Here is an 18,139-nt window from a genome sequence, read left to right on the forward strand (position 1 = left end):
CGGCTAAAGGCCATGCCAAAAGCTGTCAATGTAAAAATAAACACTGACAGTAGATACAACCAACCAAGATAGGCCGGTACATATTCTGATACACCATTAGCCGCTTTTCCCATTTGAGCGGACAAAAATATATTAAACGCAATAGACGACAAAAATATAGTCGCCAAAACGTACAACACAGACTCGCATATATGATATACTCTCAGTCCCAACTGGACTCCCGCTAACGGACCTGCAAAAATAGGATCGCCGGCTGTTACGGTTTCGGCTGCCAGTCCTGCGCCGAATTCCTCCGTAAATTCCTTAGCCTGCTTCTGGTTTTCCAGGTCTATAGCACTCGCGGCGGTTCAGACAAAGTATTCTGTCGATGAGAACACTACGTCCGCGCCTGCGGTCTTAGCACAAAGTGCAATCTCAGGATCGGGTATACCCTCTCTGTCGCCGATAATAATAACTTTTCTGTCTTTCAGCAACATTATTTGATTCCTCCTTAAATAATTTATTTAAACGGCTGCGCCTAAGGCCGCTACCGTTAAATATAATTTTAAGCTCATTGAGATCTGCAGCTATTTCCTTTCTGTTAGTTTTCATTTTTTTATGGCGGAAGCATATGGGAATCGAACCCACCCACGGCTGCTTGGCCGCAACACGGTTTTGAAGACCGGCAGGCACACCAGTACCTCTCTGCTTCCATATTTTTTGTCGTTTGTCAGCAATCACAATTAGTAACATTGTACTATTTTGAACAATATTTAAACAGCAACTCGCATGCTCTCACAAAAAGTCTTATTATTTCATTCTTCGACTGTAAGTGTCGCAATAAGTCTGCGTTGTTTAAATATTTACAATAAATACGGCTTCCGCCACAAACCTTGGTGGCGGAAGCATATGGGAATCGAACCCACCCACGGCTGTTCGGCCGCAACACGGTTTTGAAGACCGGTAGGCACACCAGTACCTCTCTGCTTCCGTATTTTTTGTCGTTTGTCGACAATCGATCTTATTAATATAATACTATTTAGATAATTAAAAAACAATACTAAAATTCAATTTTTTTTTTTGTTTCTTGCGCAATAAACAAATAAAAAATAAGCTATCCTATTTTTTTCACAGGATAGCTTATTTTTTACCAAGCAACGGCTACCACAAACAATAATCTCCCTAGACACCCATCGGCAGTGCTGAGGCGTAAAGTTAAAGAGAATGGAGTGCTGTGTATCAAGCTCCAAGATTCCTTTGGCTCTCAAAATGCAACCGTTTCCCTTGCCGCTTAGGGCTGCCAACACTTTTGCGTAAGTTTCGCATTTCTCGTGCCGACAAAGCTTTCACATCCACGCCATTGACCTGCAAGCTTCCTTCCTGAAATGTCTCCAATCCATTGATGCACCGCAGCAAAGTAGACTTTCCTGCACCGCTTCTGCCTACCAGCCCATAGATATCTCCGTCCTCAATGGTGATATTAATGTTCTTCAGCACATCTAGCTTGTCATAGCTCTTTTTCAAACCCCGGATTTCGATCACGCCGCTATCACCTCTTTGAAGCTTCCCAAGCATTAAGTGCCTGCCCGATCCGTTTGAGTCCGTCTGCAAGCGTTGCCCTGGGGCAGGCGATATTTATCCGAACAAACCCTTCGCCGCCGGGGCCAAACCAAGTTCCTCCGTCCAAAGCTACTTTAGCCTGCGTGAGCAGAAATTGATTTAACTCCTCATCATTCATGCCCAGGGCGCGACAATCCAGCCAGACAAGATATGTTCCTTCCGGCTTCATCACCTTGATTTGCCTGATGTTGGTTTCGCAATAGTCTACCAGGAATTCCATATTGCCCTGCAGATAATCCAGCAGCTCCTCCAGCCACGCGCTTCCATAGCGGTAGGCGCTCTCAGTTGCCAGCGTCCCAAAAACATTGGGCCGTACCAGGTGGACCGTTTTCATGTGGGCCGCAAACACTGCACCGAGCTGCGGATTGGGGATAATGATATTTGCCGTTTGCAAGCCGGCAAGGTTAAAGGTCTTGCTGGGCGCAGTGCATACCAGGGTATTCTGGGCGAAATTCTCCGAAATACTGGCAAAGGGAATGTGGGTATGCCCTTTGAAAATCAAGTCGGCGTGAATCTCGTCTGAAACGACCAGCACCTTGTGCTCCAGACATATTTTGCCAAGTTTCGTAAGTTCCTCTCTGGTCCACACAGCACCGCCTGGGTTGTGGGGATGGCACAGCAGCAGCAGCTTTACGTCCGGCGGCGCCAGCTTCCTTTCCAAATCGGCAAAATCCATTGTGTATCTGCCGTTTGCCAGCTTCAGCGGATTGTACACAACCTGGCGGCCGTTATTTGTGGTGGTATTCATAAAGGGATAATATACCGGGGGCTGGACAACCACTTTATCGCCGGGCGAGGAAAATGCCTGGATGATAAAACTTATGGCCGGAACGACCCCTGGGGCGAAATGAATCCATTCCTTGCGGACTGACCAGTTAAATCTGGTAAGCATCCATTCGCTGACAGCCGCGAAATATGAATCAGGCCGCTCCGTATAACCCAGGATTCCATGCTCAAGTCTTTGCCTGATTGCTTCAAGAACAGGCGCCGGAACCATAAAATCCATGTCTGCGACCCACATAGGCAGAACATCATCAACCCCGAACATTGACCTAACATTGTCCCATTTCAGGGAAGCAGTTTGGTAACGGTCGATTACGCAATCAAATTGTGTTTCCATGACAAATCACCTTTGATAATTTTTTGTATGTTATCCTAACACAGATAATTAAAATACACTAATTGTGTTTTTCAATATTGGAGATAGCGGCTCTTTTATTAAATTGTCCACTTAAGTATATAGTTTTTCAGTTGTTCAAAAAGCTGCATTACAATAACCAGTATGATTACCATGAAAATAAAACCGACCCAGGTATGATCGTACAGGCCGAATTCAGAGTATTTCTTGACAAAGAAGCCCATACCATACTGGGTGCCGTACATCTCCACATAGACCAGCATCAAGAAAGTCCCGCGAAGGGAACTAACGAAGCCTGCTAAAATAGACGGACTGGCCGCCGGAAGAATCACTTTGGTCATCAGTTTGATCCCATGCAATTCCAAGGTGGCCGCTTTGTCCAGATAACGCTTATCAATAGTCATGATACCGGTTATCGTAGCAAAAAGAGTTGTCCAGACAGTGCCATACGAAATCAAGAATACCGATGCTACCACAAAATTGGGGGCTAACAACAACACAAATGGCGACAGCAGGATAGATGGTATCACGCTGAAGGCGTAAATTATCGGATAAAGCGCATCTCTCAGCCATTCGATTAATCCCAGGATTGTACCGAGGCTTAACGCAATAACCAAGGATATCAGGATAGACGGAATCATCAATTTGAAGGATGACACCATGTTCAATAACATAACCCCCTGATCGTTGGAAAAGGCATTCATAATAGCCTCAACATCGGGGAATAGGTACGGATTGGCCTGCCCGCTTTCTGTCGCATACACATACAATAGCACTAATGCTGCATATATGCAGACAGTAAGCCAGTATTTTTTAAAAAAAATCTTAAACTTGTCCATAGTACTCCTTATATGGCTGATTAGGAGTTATTTTCTTGGTAAAAAGCCTGCAGCTTTTTATAGAATTCGGGGTCTTCGCTTCCATATTGTGCGGTTACTTCATCCAAAGCAGCCTTGTACAGATCTGTATTGATATGGTCAACAATGTTTATGTCCTTGGCTTTTTTGTTCAGGAAACCAGTCTTATCCAGAATCCCCCATGCACGGATAACTGAATTTTTGAGGGGGTCCGGGCTGACTACATAGTTATCATTAAGCATATAGGCAGCCACATACTCTTTAGAGGTTTTAATGTTCTCGGCCTGCAGGGTAATAGCCTCATTCTTATTAGCCTCATAATAGCGCTGGGCACGAATCAATGCCTTCATTATACCCTTGACGGTATTGGGATTGTTCTTTACAAACGACGTTGGGGCAACCAGCCGACAGCAGGAATAGTTTTTCATTACATCGCCCTGCCAGGCCACAATATCAATTTCTTTCATATTTTTCACAGCATAATTCTGGCCGGTACCCATGAGGGCATAATCCACCTCGCCACGCACCACAGCGGCCAAAGCATCATTATAATTGGTATAGGTAACCCATTCCACTGCGGTAAGAGGATCCTTATACCCCAGATCCATAATAGCGCCAGTGAATGCGAAATAGGAAGGATTGCAGGCGAATTTTTTGCCTATTAGGTCCTGAACACCGTTCCATTTAGTCCCTTTGCGTGCGACAACAGGCATGCTGCCATCCACCATATGTCCGCCGAATATGGTCAAATCTACGCCGGAAGCGATCTGCTGCAAGGGGTTGCTGGTGCCGGAATTGGAAGCAACATCTGCCTTGCCGGTGGAGAGCAGTGCCATAGCATCAGCGTTGGCGGTGGCAGGAACCATTTCAAGTGTTAGGCCCTCGTCCTTGAAATATCCTTTTTTTTCCGCAATGGTAACCATTACGTTGCCGCTGGTGCCATAGTTCCACCTGACTACGCTGGTTTCAGGCCCTTTTTTCCCTGACTCAGCAGATTGTGGAGCGTTGGCAGGGGTAGAATTGCCGCTGTTTCCACCGCAACCCGCCAAGGTAAGCATGACGGTCAATGCCAAAATTGGTAAAACAATTCTTATTTTCATGTGTATTCTCCTCGTATAATTTTTTTGTAATACTACCGTTTAGGAAATGCGGGCTGCCACATCTTTATTGATTTGGAAGATCAACTTATTGCGCAGCTTCATAATTTCCGGATTGTCAAACTGGGTTTCCCGGGTGGGACGCTGATCCTCCGCAATAGAGCATTCGTAAATTATGTTGCTGGGAGACTGTCCAAAAACAATGATTCGGTTAGCCAGGAGCAGTGCCTCATCTACATCGTGGGTGACGAAAAAAACAGTCTTTTTAGGATTCTCTTGCGACCACAGTTTCAACACCAAATCCTGTAGCCGTGCACGGGTCACTGCATCCAACGCTCCAAATGGCTCGTCCATTAGCAAAATAGGAGGATCAATACTGAAGGCTTGGGCAATGGCACATCGCTGTTTCATACCGCCGGATAGCTCTTTAGGTAGCTTATGGTATACTGAATCATCCAGTCCCACTGCATTTAATGTGTCAAGTGCCAACTGCTTCAATTTCTTTTTGTCCTGCTGAGAAAAGCGCTGTTTTAAAGCCAGCATGATATTTTCGCCGGCTGTCATCCACGGAAATAATCCATAGTCTTGAAAAACCATGCCTTTATCCAGACTGGCCCCGTTTACCGGACGATCACCTAAAAGAATTGTGCCTGTTGTGGAAGTCTCCAAACCGGCTAAGAGGCGCAAGAAGGTGCTCTTGCCGCAGCCGGACTGGCCCAGCAGAGCCACAAACGACCCTGCTGCCACTTCGATGTTAATGTCTTTCAAAATTAATCTGTTATCGTTTTTATAGGCAAAAGAAAGCCCTGTAATTTTCACATCATGTATCGCACTCACCTCCTTATATGCATATATATACCGTACATGCAAAAATTTTTCTGTGTTATCCTAACATAGATAACACAAATGCACTAATCGCATTTTTCAATTGATAAATTCGACTACTATTGATATGTTCTATAATGCCTTATAAAAATGCAGGAGAAGCTGTTTACGGCAATGCTTGAAAATACAGTGCAAGGGCGCTCTGCCCCTTGTTACAGCACTGAGATTGCTTCAACTGTTCATTGAAATAATCAATAGAACATGCACGTATTGCTGAATTCTTGCGCAGCAAACAGCCTACTTCCTTACTCTTTATCGGCGTGTAACTCATACTATTTACAGGTTTCCTTAAGAATAATTTTGAACCTTTCTTTCCAATAGTCCCTGAAATTTCTCAACTATAACCACAATTACTAGATAAATCAACGTGACACATAAATAGGCTTCAAAAAAACGAAGGTCTAATGCCGCTTCTATTTTTGCTTTTGCCATTATGTCAGCAAGTCCAACAGTAAATCCCAAAGCTGTTCCCTTAATGATCCCTATAAATTGGTTTCCAAGTGTGGGTAATGCTACGACAAAGGCCTGTGGTAAAACAACACGTACCATTGTTTGGTATCTTGTCATCCCCATAGAATAGCAGGCTTCCATTTGCCCCCTATCAACAGATTCAATAGCAGCTCTGAGTGTTTCTGCCATAAAAGCCGATGTGTTTAATGTAAGAGCAATTATAGTAGTTTGAAATGCTGACATTGATTTCATTGCCGGAATTATAGAGGGAAAACCAAAATACAGGATGAAAAGCTGTGCCACCAATGGCGTTGCTCTAAAAAATGTAATATAAGCACCAAAAAACTGTGATAGTCCCCGCACTTCAAAATGCCTTATAATGGAAATAAAAACAGATAATAGCAATGTGAGTATCAGCGATATAAGGGACATACTAATTGTTAATTCTAGCGCAGGTAAAACAATGGGAAACAAATTAATAAACCATACAAAATCAAAATTCATCTATTTATCCTCGTACAATATTGTCAGTTAGTTCGAATTTATTGTATTTAAAAATTTTCCAACTCTTTCATTTGGGCAATTTTCAAATAGTTCCTGCGGAGTTCCCGTAGCAATAATACATCCGTCTTCTAAAAAAAGAATCTTATCCGCAACTTCTCTGGCAAACTTCATTTCATGAGTCACAATCAACATCGTTTTGTTATGCTCCGCTACCAGTTGTTTAATTACACCCAGAACCTCCCCCACTAATTCAGGGTCTAATGATGATGTCGGCTCATCAAATAAAACAACATTTGCATTTACAGCCAGAGCTCTGGCAATTCCTATTCTTTGTTGTTGTCCCCCTGACATTTCCTTAGGATACGCATCTTTTTTTTGCAAAAGTCCTACTTTTTTAAGTAAGTTAACCGCCACTTCTTCGGCTTCTTTCTTGCTTTTTTTTTGTACTGTAACCATAGGTTCCATAATATTTTGTATAGCAGTCTTATTCTTCAGCAAATTATAATTTTGAAAGACCATTGATGTTTTTAATCTCAAATGATCACACTCTCTCTTCGAAGCCGTTCTGGCATCTACGGAAAATCCATCAATTGTAATTTTACCTTCCGCAGGCCTAACCAAAAAATTAAGACACCGAAGAAAAGTAGATTTACCGCTTCCTGACGGACCAATTAATACTACGACTTCTCCGTCAGCAATTTGAACATTTATATCTTTTAAGACAACCAATTCTCCAAATTGCACTTTTAAATGCTCTATTGTAATCATTTACTGGCTCACCTGCTGTGTTATATAATCGTATTAATGCCTTATCTTAGCTTGCCTGGTTCCCGTTCTTTTATATAACTGAGTCTTAGAAAACAAGTGCCTACCAGCGCCATAGCGGCATTATCCGGTAGGCAACTATTGTCTGCATAATTAATCTGCTATCTTTGTATTAGCCGGTTTCTTACTAAAGTCCATTCCATACCATTTACTATATATTTTTTCCAGCGTTCCATCTTGTTGCATTTCCTTAATAGCTTTTGTAACAATTTTGTTCACTTCTTCTGATTTTGCGTTTCCCTTTACAAAAGGATAGGCTTTCGCTCCAACTACAATATTTTCTTCAACCATCCTGGCATCAATAATTTTATTTTTGATTTTATAGGCTGCCTCAGCACCTGCAAAAATCATTACATCCACTTTTCCTTGGCGAAAGGCCTCATTTAATAATTCGGAACTATCGAATACTACTAGATTTATTTTTATATCCTGCGCCTTGGCAATCTGTTGAAATAAATTCCCACCATTTGATCCTGACGAGAATCCACAGGTCATCCCCGCTATATCTTTTAAGTTTTTAATATCAGTTCTATTGGAATGAACAACTAACCTTTCAGGAATATAAGCGTATGGCTCTGAAAAATCATACTTCTCTTTTCTCTTGGCATTAAGAGTAATGGTATTTCCTACTGTATCCGCTTTACCGGAATCCAGATATCCAAATAACGTGTTAAATTCCCCTGTTACAAATTTAACTTTGAGTCCGGTTTTCTCTGAAATAGCATTCCAGATATCTACTTCATGTCCCTTATGTATTCCATTTTCTATATAGGAATTCGGAACGGACGCCGAACCAGCTGCTACTATAATTTCTGTTGGCGCACTCGATTTTTCTTGTGTTACAGAAGTCTTCTCATTCTTTCCACAGGCAGCCGTTCCGAAGATCACACAAATAGATAGTAATACCAGAAGAATTTTTTTCATAATTTCCCTCTCATTTCATAATACATTTGCAGGTACCTGAACGGGTTCACTAAAATTGGACTTTTTATTGACACTCCTTGCTCTTTTCACCCAGTAGGTTCTTGCGGCGCCAATAGCGCCTGCAAAACTGGACAACTCCGAAGAAACTACCGGGTAACCAGTCTGCTTCTCTAACGCGGTTCGAAGTCCCTGGATGCCCGCCAAACCACCTGTCAGTAGTATCGGCGGAGAATACTCCACCCGGGCCGTCAAGGCAACCGTACGATCTACAACTAACTGAACAATGCCGCCAGCTACTTCCTCGCGGCTTTTTCCTGCTGCCAGTTGCGATACGATTTCCGAATCGGCAAATACGGCGCACATACTGCTTAAGGAACAGCTTTTTCCCGCAGAGAGCAGGGCCGAGAATTCTGTTAAACCAATCCCCATCCGGTTGGCCGACATTTCCAGAAAGCGACCGGTGCCTGCGGCACACTTAGTATTCATCTGAAAGGAGCGGACCTGTCCGGCTTCCACGGCAATGACCTTTGAATCCTGACCGCCAATATCAATAACCGTGCGAACACCAGGCAACAGGTAATCCGCACCTAGTGCGTGACAGGTAATTTCCGTCACAGCTTGGTTGGCAAACTCTATACTTACTCGACCATATCCGGTCGCTACAATATGCACATCGTCTCTTTCAAGCCCTGTATTCATCAATAGCTGTTCCAAAACCGTCTGAGCAGTTTCCCGCGGACTCCAGCCAGTCAGTTTCACACAGGAAGCAAGGATGTCGTTCTCTTGAAAAAGAATGCCTTTGCATGCAGCAGAACCACAATCAATACCAATCGATGCTTTTATCATTGTCTATAACATCTCCACAAAGGCACCGGCCCGTGTGGATAACTGGCCGATATCGGCAGTGCCATAGTCGGTTTCCAATTGTAGGTATGGGATTCCCTTTTTCTGCAGAAACGTCTTAACCGAATACGCTTCTACCGCATAGGTATGACAGGCTTGCAGTGTCATTTCTACTACACCATCCACCTGAAACTGTTTACAGAGACGCTCTAAAAGCTCAAAGCGGTTGTTGTCGGGCGTCATGACAGAACAACCAATCTGCAGGTAATGGTCAGCTATATTGGTAAGAGGATCTCCTTCCTCCGGGCATTGCCGATCCAACTGCTTGGCACCGGTACAGTTTTCATAAGCAACAACAACGGCACCGGCTTCTTCGATGACTTTAACCACCTTTTCAGTAACACCACCCATAGGACAGCCGGTAATGAGAATCCGGGGCGCAGTGTCTGCAACCGGGCGGTCCCCGGCGGCATAGGCTGCCTTGATGCTGGCAATGGCGTTCTGAATTTCCGCAACCTTCTCGTCCCAGTCAAATTTAAACTGAGAACCAAAAAGGATTTGCAGCTGCCTGAGGCCGGTAATGGGCGGGGGCGTCATGGTGCTCAGCTCATACAGTTCCTTCAGCAGCCTGCGCTCGATATTCCGCCGGCGAATGACATCCCGCAAATTGTCATCGGTAATGGTAACGCCGAAATCCTTTTCCACCCGTTCCTTCAGCCGCACCAGCTCTGCCCGCCAGAGAGCCATGGCCTCCGGGGTATCCTGCCGCCGGGGCAGCTCCAGAATATGGACATTCTTGATCTCAGCCAAAAGTTCGTACATTTTCACTTTACCATCACAGGTAGTCTCGCCCACCACCAAATCGGAAAAATACATGTACGGGCATTTGTTGGTGATGGCAAAGCCGTAGCTGGACTTAATCAGCGGACACAGGTTGCTGGGTAATACTTTCTCCGCCTCGGGAATGGTCTCGTCACTGGTAGAACACAGCCCCACACTGACAAGGCCGGCAGCCATAAAAATCTCCAGCGGGGTATAGGTACAGAACTGGCCCACCACTCCTTTGCCGCTGTCTTTAATTTTCTTCATAGCGAGAAATCCATTCCGCCTTGCCTCGGCAAAACTTTCAAATATTTGTGGTAACTCGGTTTTCCTCTCGATCATGTACAGATCTCTCCCTTTATTAATATAAAGCTCATTTCTTTCACTCCGACAGTAGCCGGCAGGGTTGCTTAACCTGCCCGGGATCGCCGAGGATATGGGTTCGTAAGTACTGGCCAATCATTTCTACAGCAACTACCAGTAGAAATATTGCCATGATGAGTGTTGAAACCTCTTGGTACATGAACAGCTTCATACTGATCATTAATTGTGTACCGATTCCGCCGGCACCAACAAAACCAAGCACCGTTGCCGAGCGCATATTGCATTCCCAACGGAACAAAGTATAGGACAGTAAGTATCTTGCAAGGATAGGGGTACTGCTCATCAATACCGCTCATGGCCTCAACACAAAGCCCGCCGACAGTAAACGGAAACCAGGGCCGTTTGGCCGGATAGCCATGCCGCTTAAATTCTGTGGTTTTTTCATAAGCGGCCTGCTCACCTTGACAAAGAGACCAATCGGTAACCACTATGCCATTTTCCAACTTAATAATTGCCTTAAACGGACAAGCGGCAAGACATCTCGGACTCTCACACTGGTTCACATCCTACAGGTTTGAATATCTGCCTGGCGCCTATTCCTCTTTTCTCTTCCTTGATAAGAACCCGGGTCAAGAACTGATTTTGCGCAACATCATTCTGGGCTTTGCAGGCCAAACACAAGTCTGACAGCCCATACAGCAGTTCTGATCAACAATCATTTGATACCGAGTCGCGCTCTCTTCTTCGGCAATTGCCTTGACTGGCAGCAGAGTAGCGGTTATTGCAATAATGCCTTGCTTCAATAAGTCTCTGCGATTTTGCAATTTTGTCCTCCCTAATTTTTTGTATCAATTACACCAGATGCTTATTAGTACAGAGAAATAACTTGCTTTTTCTGATATTCAATATTGTTTTTATCCATAACCTGGAGCAAAGTGCCCTCCAAATGCGGTTCTGCACACCAGGCAAGACCACAGCCGGCACTGATCTCCCGTGGAATAGGTATTAATCGTCCGTGTTTAGCTTCACAGGCGGCCTCCATAGCCATCGCGGCAGTGGTGGTAGGAAAGGTAATCACCAATTTGGGCTGTTTCTTTCTCTCCATTTATCCCTGCTCCCCTTCTGCGGCAATCGCCGCAATCGCCCGAATTCCTTTTTGGATTTCCTCTTCCGTATTGAATGAGGAGAAACTAAACCGCACCGCCCCCTGCTCCCGGGTTCCTAAAGCCAAGTGAGCCAGCGGGGCGCAATGGGCACCGCTCCGTACGCAAATATCGTAAAGGGTTGCCAAACGGTCCCCTACCTCACCTGAATCCAGGGAACCGATATTCAGCGTTACAATGGGCGCGTGAGGCCTGGTCGGATCTCCATAAATACGAACCCCGGGGATTGCGGCAATACCCTGGCGAAAGCGTTTCGCCAGTTCCAGTTCCCTGTTGCGGATAGTATCCATACCTGTTGCCAGAATGTACTCAACTCCGGCCAGCAAACCGGCGATGCCATGGGCGTTGGCCGTGCCAGCCTCCAAAGCCTCGGGCATATCCGCCGGATGGATTTCGGAATAGCTGTGAATGCCACTGCCGCCCACCTTGAGCGGTCTCACAGCGAGCCCTTTGCGAATGCAAAGTCCGCCGGTACCTTGCGGCCCTAAAAGTCCTTTGTGCCCGGTAAAGCAGAGAACATCAATCCCCAGCTTGTCTGCACAGATGGGAAACACACCCGCTGTTTGCGACGCGTCCACAATCAACCGCAGGTCATTTTTCTTGCAGAAGCCGACGATAAAGTCTAAATCGGTGAGTATACCGGTCAGATTGGATGCATGGGTGCAAACTACGGCTTTCGTATTAGACCTGAGACAGCGTCGAAACCCGTCGTAATCCAAATTTCCCTGTTGATCACAACCGATAATCGATAATCCCATGCCCTGGGAACGTAGCTTATAAAGCGGGCGCAAAACAGAATTATGCTCCAGTGCGGTGGTAATAACATGGTCTTCTGGTGTCAGCAAACCAGCTATGGCAATATTCAGGCTTTCCGTCGCGTTAGCCGTAAAAACCGTCTGGTCGACAGAAACTCCCAACAGCTCAGCTACGGCCTTGCGCGCCTGAAAAATACAACGGGTAGCCGCTAACGAAGCAGGATGTCCACCCCTACCTGCTCCGCCAAAAGTATTAATGGCCTCTAAAACCGCCAGTCCTACTGCCGGTGGTTTGGGCAGGCTTGTGGCTGCATTATCAAAGTAAATCATAATATTAAGGCCGGAGGATGCGTTCAGCGTCACGCATCTCTTCCACTATACGATACATATTAGTTACTTCCCCTACACCCAGCTGCTGGGCAATTCCAAAGTGATTCAGGCAGGTGCCGCAAGTCATGACAGCAACCCCAGCTTTTTCCAAAGTAATTAAATCTTCAAGAGAGCTTGATCCTTGGATCGCCAGCTTGGCACCGGTGTTATAGAGCAGAACGGTATTAGGTAATGTATCCAGCTGGGTTAGCGCAAAAACAAATCCCTTTATCAAAAGGCGTCCCAGTTCATCATCGCCGGCCCCCATGGTATCGGCAGACAAAACAACCACGGTTTTTCCGGCAGTCGCCTTATCGCTTGACAAAGCACTACCTGTCTGGACATCTCCTTTTAGTAGCATGATATGAAAAACACCCTCTTTTTGCACTACGTCAAACCGGCAGCCTTCCGATTCGGCTAAGCGGCGGATGTTTTGGGCAGCTGCCTCATTATCCACTAGCACCTGCAATTGACCATTCGCTAGTTCTGCAAGGCCTTTTTTAGTTTTGATTACCGGTAGAGGGCAGGCATCCCCGATTGCATTAATCTGTCTCATTAATTATCCCCTTTTACGTTTGCCTCAATGGTGTTATCCTAACATAGACAGTTAAAATGCACTAATCGTGTTTTCCAATTGGCGAATTGAATATCTATAGAAATAATCAATAAAGATTGACAGCAAAATTTTACTTATTGTAAAATTTTGATAATTAGTTTATTATCCTTCGGGAGTTTGGTAGGGAATAATATGGATAACAAGGTAAAAGTGTGGACAAAGCAGCATGAAGATATACTAAAAGATTTAGAATTAAATAGACGCTATATAGTGAAAAAAGAATACATTATCAACAAAATGGAGGAGCATGCCTCACTGTACCTGGATGTATACAATTGGTATTATCAAGCGGCAAGCAAACTAGTACGACCGCCTGAGAATGTACTCTACCCCATCTGGGTGTCTTTAACCGAGGAAGGTAAGATAACAAGCAGCCCCGGAAATGTCGAGCTGGAAATTGAGGTCGAACAGGCTCAGCTAATTACCATGGACATCGATAAATGGGGCAGGATTGTCAATTATATGTATATCCCGGCCAATGACCAGGATGAAAAAGAGCATGCCGCCTTGCTGGCTCGTTACAGAATCGACGACTGTACCGCCTATATGACGTCATTTTATCCCAATATCAAACGAAAGATTATCAAAAGCTGGGATCGCTTATTTGACGAGAGTATCATTTTGAGTAAGGTCAGGGTGGGCACCATATGGGAACTGAGAAAAGAATGGATTCTCGGCATAACCAGATAACACTGTACACGACTCAGACGGATGAAGTAGTCCAGCACTTGCTGGAACAGGGATATCATTACGTCAAACTGGAGTACATCACACGGAAATACGCAGAAGTATCTGGCGTATTTTTGCAGGCCTATTCGTGGTATACCGAAAATGCCCAGCGTATTTTGCCTAAGCCCAAGCAAGCGGAGTCGGCCGTCTGGTCTTTTTGCGATGTAAAATACCTGGAGCGCCATCCCGGATGCCAAATCCTGAAGCTCTGTATTCCCCTGGAGAGCGCGGTGTTTTTCCGGATGAGCGACTGGAACAAGGTACTAAACCTGCGATATATCGGGGAGTCGGCAGAGGAAGAGGTGAAATTTGCTGAAAAACTGGCCCGTTATGGCATTGGTTATGAGGGAGATGTGCATACCACACCGTTTTATCCCCATCTCAAAAAGGAGATCCGGAACAGCTGGCAAAAGCTATTCCGCCACGATCAGCAGGTAAAGGAGACCGGCTCTTCTCTGTATTCAGATATGCAGGCCGGCCTGTGGTACCTGGACAGGCAGTGGATACAGCAAATTTATTCATAAATATTCAAAGGTCGTGTCGCGCAAAACGTTTAAAAGAAAATGCAAAGCGGCACGCCCTTTTGAGCAAAAAACAGCCAATGTGTCGAAGCTGGTTACATCGACTTCCGAGGTTAGCCCCACAGGCTGCTGCTTTCACCCCGCTGCCAGGAAGCCTGCCTGAATTAAAGGATAATGAAATGGCATTTTGTGCCTGTCATTTGTATTAAAGCCATTCAATTTTGAAAGAAAGTACAAAAATGCTGTTGGCAAATCGGGCCCACAGCATTTGTTTTAGTTAGGATGGGGAGATTTACACTTGACTTCCGTACCGTATTCGTTATACATGCGATATTGAACCTGATATACTTTGCTTTTCTCATCCCAAGTAGCCGTTACATAAAAATAATGGGGAAGGTGGCATCCCACATTAGTGCCGCCACAAGCAGTTATAATAAAAGGGAATTTATAGTTGCCTGCGTTGCAGCACCATGATCCGTGATGATGGTGGGCGAAAACTCCGAGAAGACGTTTGTTCAAACCATTGATACCTTTTAAAAAGGAGTGGGTTTGGTACTCTGACAAATAATGATCATTATACTCTGACGGTGCATGACATAATCGAAGCGGAACATGAAAATCAACGATATAATGGTAACCCACTTCCATATTATATCCCGGAAGGAGATGTAAATCTTCGGCGTTAAATTCTGGTTCTCTGTTTTCTTCTTTAAAGGAAACATTACACATACGAATCAATTTAACATTGGTATTTGGGATTAGAAACGATTCTCTAATTTTACCGATATACTTTTGAAAATGATTGGTTTGAGACCTTGGCCCCGGATAATCAAAATCATGATTGCCGAGTGAAACAAAGACGGGAAAGTTGCCCAGGATGCCTTTTGTAACTGTTACAAACGCCTCAAAATTATCTTTCATTCCAATATCAACCGCATCGCCACCATGAATCATGAAGTTTGGCTTAATCTTTCCCGCTGCAATGTTCCCTGCAATATTGCGTAATATTTTTTCATAAAGCCTTCCATTACGGTTTAATTTATATTGTCCTGTACTAGGGGAAATCCCTAAGGTCTGTAAATGGCTGTCACTTAAGACTATAAATGAAAAACTATTACAGGATATTGGGCTTTTCTGAAGAAGGTCCTTAGACCATTCATTTAATGGCTGATAAGAACGCAATGGCTTTTGTATCTCCCAACCCAGTTCCGCTTTCATGTGTTGCTCCTTTCCTGTTTATTAATATTTTATGTTAAGATGAGAAGAAAGGTTACAATATCAAGCCATTTGACCGATTCATTAGTCATATTAAACTAAAAAAACCCGAGAAATAGCCTTTGTAAAGCGAAGGTTATCTCTCGGGTTTTCCGTAGTCTTTTAAGAATTTCTTTTTGCGACTTTACCTTAGGAGTACCTAGGCGCTAAAACAAGAACGCCTTTTAATATCATTAGAGCATTAAAATTAGTAAATACTCTTATTTTATCTTAAAAGCACTTACCGCATTTTGAAGTGCAGTTGCCATGGATGCTAACTGACGACTCGAAGAAGCAATCTCTTGCATAGCTGCCGATTGTTCTTGAGTAGCCGCAGAAACAGTCTGTGCTTCCCCTGTCAGTATATTGGTAACTTTATCAATATGCTCTACTGCTTCAACAATTTCTTTACTACTTGCGTCTGCTTGCTTGATGGCTTCTACTGTATTTTCTATCTTTACGGTAAGCGAATCAATCATTTCAATAATATTATGAAATGCGTCTCCAGCCACGTTAACTGCGTTAACACTGGTTTCGGTTTTTGTCGTACCTTCACTCATAGCTCTTACAGCCTCAACCGTTTTTTGCTGAACATCAGCAATCAAGGTCTCTATTTTTTTTGCTGCCATCTGAGACTGCTCTGCCAATTTACGGACCTCTTCCGCCACCACAGCAAAGCCGCGCCCTTGTTCGCCGGCTCTTGCAGCTTCGATTGCTGCATTTAATGCCAACAAATTAGTTTGTCCGGCGATACTCGATATGGTATCAACAATTTGGCCAATCTCCCTTGATTGTTCACCAAGTTCGCTAATAATATTGTTCGAATCTTTTACCGCAACCTCTAAATCCGCCATATTTCGTATGGCGTTTTCGATTGCCATTCCGCCTTCTTTTGCTGTGTAAGCTGTTTGAGTGGAAGCACTTGATACTCCCTGCGAATTCTCTGCAATAACATCCAAATGTCCGGACATTGCTTTAACAACACGGTTGGTTCTATCTACGGCTTCTTTCTGTTTAGTCGCCCCACTAGCTACTTCAGTAATTGAAATTGCCACTTGATTCGCAGCCTGTGCTGATTGCTCAGAGCTTGCGTTTAACAGCTCTGAAGAGGATGCAACCGATTGCGCATTGATCTGAGTATTTCTGAGTACCTGGGATAATTTCTCAACCATATTATTGAAAGCCTCTGCCATCAAGCCCATCTCATCTTTAGATGAACTGTCAAGTTTTTCGACAACTAGATTTCCTTTGGAAATAAGAGAAGCTGCCTCTACCATTTTTAGCAATGGTCTTATAAATTTACCGGATAACATAAAGGCTAATCCAGCAAATAGCAAAATTAGAAAAATGCCTATACCGCCAAAGACTAGGGCATCATTGATACTTTTTTTCCGCACGGCATCATAAGAATTTGAAGTAATAATAACCCAGCCGGTCTGCGGATTTTGTCGGTAACTAAGCAGGCTTTTTTCTCCTTCCATATCCACTGCGGCATTGCCAGATTCACCGGTTAAGGCTTTTTTTATAAATTCATAGCCTGTTTCATCAACTCTGTCTGCTTCTGTTTCCACTTTTTTTGCCGAGTGTGCCAATAACTTTCCTTCTTTATCCACAATAAATACTTGTTTTTTTTCATCGGACTGGCTTTTTACAAATTCCTGCAGCACAGATAAGTCATAGTCTCGCTGCAACATTCCAATCACCTTGCCGTCTTGATTTAGAACTGGAACGGCAAGAACGGTAATAAATCTTCCAGTAGCTTTACTTATCAGAACTGGCGAAATTTCTTCCTTTCCCTGCATAGCCGTCTTGTAATAAGCGCGCGAGGATATATCAACTACCGGTAAACCATCGCTGCGAATTATCTGCATCCCGTTGGCATTGCTAAGGTGGGTCGGGTTAGCATCATGATAAATTTTATTTGTATTAATCACCGCTCCCCTCATTGGCGCAAGATAAGCTACCGGGTCCTCGAAAAACAAATTAGTTAAAGGATTTGCAACGAGTGCTCTCAAACCTGTAAAATTTTCTTTTAGTAAGGCATTAATATTTTCCTCGACCAACTGAGATCGCTTCTGACAGTCCCCTTCAGCATTTGTCATCGCAGTTGTATACGTACTGTAAAAATTAATAACAATAAAAATAGCGAGAGGAACCGCACTCATGAGAATCAACATACATACCAATTTCGCTTTTACACTCATACTTGCCAGCCACTTCAAAGATTACACACCCCTTCTCTAAAGTTTCTTTACCTTTGTCCTATGTAACGCGCGACCAGTAGCAACTGCCTTTATATCGTTCGCAATCTTCAGTCTTTTCTGGCGAAACTACGAATTACTAACCGGACCAAGCAATTTGCTACCCATTATTTTGCATGCAAAATTTTTACTTATAAATACATTTCTTTATTAATACTTGAAATCCTTCCAATTAGCAGGTGACGCACAGGTAAAAATTTACT

At 44.1% G+C, this 18,139-nt stretch carries 19 protein-coding genes, 2 tRNA genes and 1 pseudogene; 2 read left to right on the forward strand and 20 right to left on the reverse strand.

Features of this window, described 5'->3' with window-relative positions:
* Positions 1-182: 182 nt before the first annotated feature.
* The 18 genes and pseudogenes from SRRS_RS22830 to yedF form a co-directional block, all read right to left on the reverse strand.
* Positions 183-479 (reverse strand): annotated as a pseudogene (locus tag SRRS_RS22830) (glycine/sarcosine/betaine reductase complex selenoprotein A); the annotation flags it as partial.
* A gap of 119 nt (positions 480-598) precedes the next feature.
* Positions 599-692, reverse strand: a tRNA-Sec gene (locus SRRS_RS22835).
* A 184-nt stretch (positions 693-876) separates the two neighbouring features.
* A tRNA-Sec gene (locus SRRS_RS22840) sits at positions 877-970 on the reverse strand.
* Positions 971-1,218: 248 nt separating this feature from the next.
* Positions 1,219-1,521, reverse strand: a complete 303-nt coding sequence (locus SRRS_RS22845; RefSeq protein ID WP_371363712.1) for an ATP-binding cassette domain-containing protein — start codon at positions 1,519-1,521, stop codon at positions 1,219-1,221.
* A gap of 7 nt (positions 1,522-1,528) precedes the next feature.
* On the reverse strand, positions 1,529-2,719 hold the full coding sequence (locus SRRS_RS22850) for a MalY/PatB family protein (RefSeq protein ID WP_371363713.1): 1,191 nt from the start codon (positions 2,717-2,719) through the stop codon (positions 1,529-1,531).
* 98 nt (positions 2,720-2,817) lie between these two features.
* Positions 2,818-3,576 (reverse strand): ABC transporter permease, encoded by a 759-nt coding sequence (locus SRRS_RS22855; RefSeq protein WP_371363714.1) that lies wholly within the window; start codon positions 3,574-3,576, stop codon positions 2,818-2,820.
* A gap of 20 nt (positions 3,577-3,596) precedes the next feature.
* Positions 3,597-4,694 (reverse strand): ABC transporter substrate-binding protein, encoded by a 1,098-nt coding sequence (locus SRRS_RS22860; RefSeq protein ID WP_371363715.1) that lies wholly within the window; start codon positions 4,692-4,694, stop codon positions 3,597-3,599.
* 39 nt (positions 4,695-4,733) lie between these two features.
* Positions 4,734-5,510, reverse strand: a complete 777-nt coding sequence (locus SRRS_RS22865) for an ABC transporter ATP-binding protein (protein WP_371363716.1) — start codon at positions 5,508-5,510, stop codon at positions 4,734-4,736.
* Positions 5,511-5,864: 354 nt separating this feature from the next.
* Positions 5,865-6,530 carry an amino acid ABC transporter permease gene (locus tag SRRS_RS22870; protein ID WP_371363717.1) on the reverse strand — a complete coding sequence of 222 codons (666 nt, stop codon included), beginning with the start codon at positions 6,528-6,530 and terminating at the stop codon, positions 5,865-5,867.
* A gap of 27 nt (positions 6,531-6,557) precedes the next feature.
* Positions 6,558-7,298, reverse strand: coding sequence for an amino acid ABC transporter ATP-binding protein (locus SRRS_RS22875; RefSeq protein ID WP_371363718.1), 741 nt, complete (start codon positions 7,296-7,298; stop codon positions 6,558-6,560).
* A 150-nt stretch (positions 7,299-7,448) separates the two neighbouring features.
* Positions 7,449-8,279 (reverse strand): transporter substrate-binding domain-containing protein, encoded by an 831-nt coding sequence (locus SRRS_RS22880; protein WP_371363719.1) that lies wholly within the window; start codon positions 8,277-8,279, stop codon positions 7,449-7,451.
* 15 nt (positions 8,280-8,294) lie between these two features.
* A complete protein-coding gene (locus SRRS_RS22885) occupies positions 8,295-9,125 on the reverse strand; it encodes an acyl-CoA dehydratase activase (protein WP_371363720.1) in 831 nt (276 codons plus the stop codon).
* 3 nt (positions 9,126-9,128) lie between these two features.
* Positions 9,129-10,286, reverse strand: a complete 1,158-nt coding sequence (locus SRRS_RS22890; protein WP_371363721.1) for a double-cubane-cluster-containing anaerobic reductase — start codon at positions 10,284-10,286, stop codon at positions 9,129-9,131.
* Positions 10,287-10,326: 40 nt separating this feature from the next.
* Positions 10,327-10,611, reverse strand: a complete 285-nt coding sequence (locus tag SRRS_RS22895) for a PhnE/PtxC family ABC transporter permease (protein WP_371363722.1) — start codon at positions 10,609-10,611, stop codon at positions 10,327-10,329.
* Positions 10,612-10,897: 286 nt separating this feature from the next.
* Positions 10,898-11,092, reverse strand: coding sequence for a hypothetical protein (locus SRRS_RS22900; RefSeq protein ID WP_371363723.1), 195 nt, complete (start codon positions 11,090-11,092; stop codon positions 10,898-10,900).
* Positions 11,093-11,136: 44 nt separating this feature from the next.
* Positions 11,137-11,373: a DUF3343 domain-containing protein gene (locus SRRS_RS22905; protein WP_371363724.1), complete on the reverse strand. Its 237-nt coding sequence runs from the start codon at positions 11,371-11,373 to the stop codon at positions 11,137-11,139.
* On the reverse strand, positions 11,374-12,549 hold the full coding sequence (locus tag SRRS_RS22910; protein ID WP_371363725.1) for an aminotransferase class V-fold PLP-dependent enzyme: 1,176 nt from the start codon (positions 12,547-12,549) through the stop codon (positions 11,374-11,376).
* A complete protein-coding gene (gene yedF / locus SRRS_RS22915; protein WP_371363726.1) occupies positions 12,521-13,111 on the reverse strand; it encodes a sulfurtransferase-like selenium metabolism protein YedF in 591 nt (196 codons plus the stop codon). Before yedF ends, SRRS_RS22910 begins: the two co-directional genes overlap by 29 nt.
* A 192-nt stretch (positions 13,112-13,303) precedes the next feature.
* On the opposite strand from yedF, the gene SRRS_RS22920 reads away from it, so the two are divergent.
* A complete protein-coding gene (locus SRRS_RS22920; protein WP_371363727.1) occupies positions 13,304-13,861 on the forward strand; it encodes a DUF3841 domain-containing protein in 558 nt (185 codons plus the stop codon).
* On the forward strand, positions 13,819-14,424 hold the full coding sequence (locus SRRS_RS22925) for a DUF3841 domain-containing protein (RefSeq protein ID WP_371363728.1): 606 nt from the start codon (positions 13,819-13,821) through the stop codon (positions 14,422-14,424). The genes SRRS_RS22920 and SRRS_RS22925 overlap by 43 nt, the downstream gene beginning before the upstream one ends.
* Positions 14,425-14,694: 270 nt before the next feature.
* Here the strand turns inward: SRRS_RS22925 and SRRS_RS22930 are convergent, their stop codons facing one another.
* The gene (locus SRRS_RS22930; RefSeq protein WP_371363729.1) at positions 14,695-15,639 is read right to left on the reverse strand and encodes a metallophosphoesterase; all 945 of its coding nucleotides are present in this window, start codon (positions 15,637-15,639) and stop codon (positions 14,695-14,697) included.
* 257 nt (positions 15,640-15,896) lie between these two features.
* Positions 15,897-17,897 (reverse strand): methyl-accepting chemotaxis protein, encoded by a 2,001-nt coding sequence (locus tag SRRS_RS22935; protein WP_371363730.1) that lies wholly within the window; start codon positions 17,895-17,897, stop codon positions 15,897-15,899.
* Between the last annotated feature and the right edge of the window lie 242 nt (positions 17,898-18,139).

The organism is Sporomusa rhizae, assembly GCF_041428845.1.
GTDB classification, from domain to species: domain Bacteria; phylum Bacillota; class Negativicutes; order Sporomusales; family Sporomusaceae; genus Sporomusa; species Sporomusa rhizae.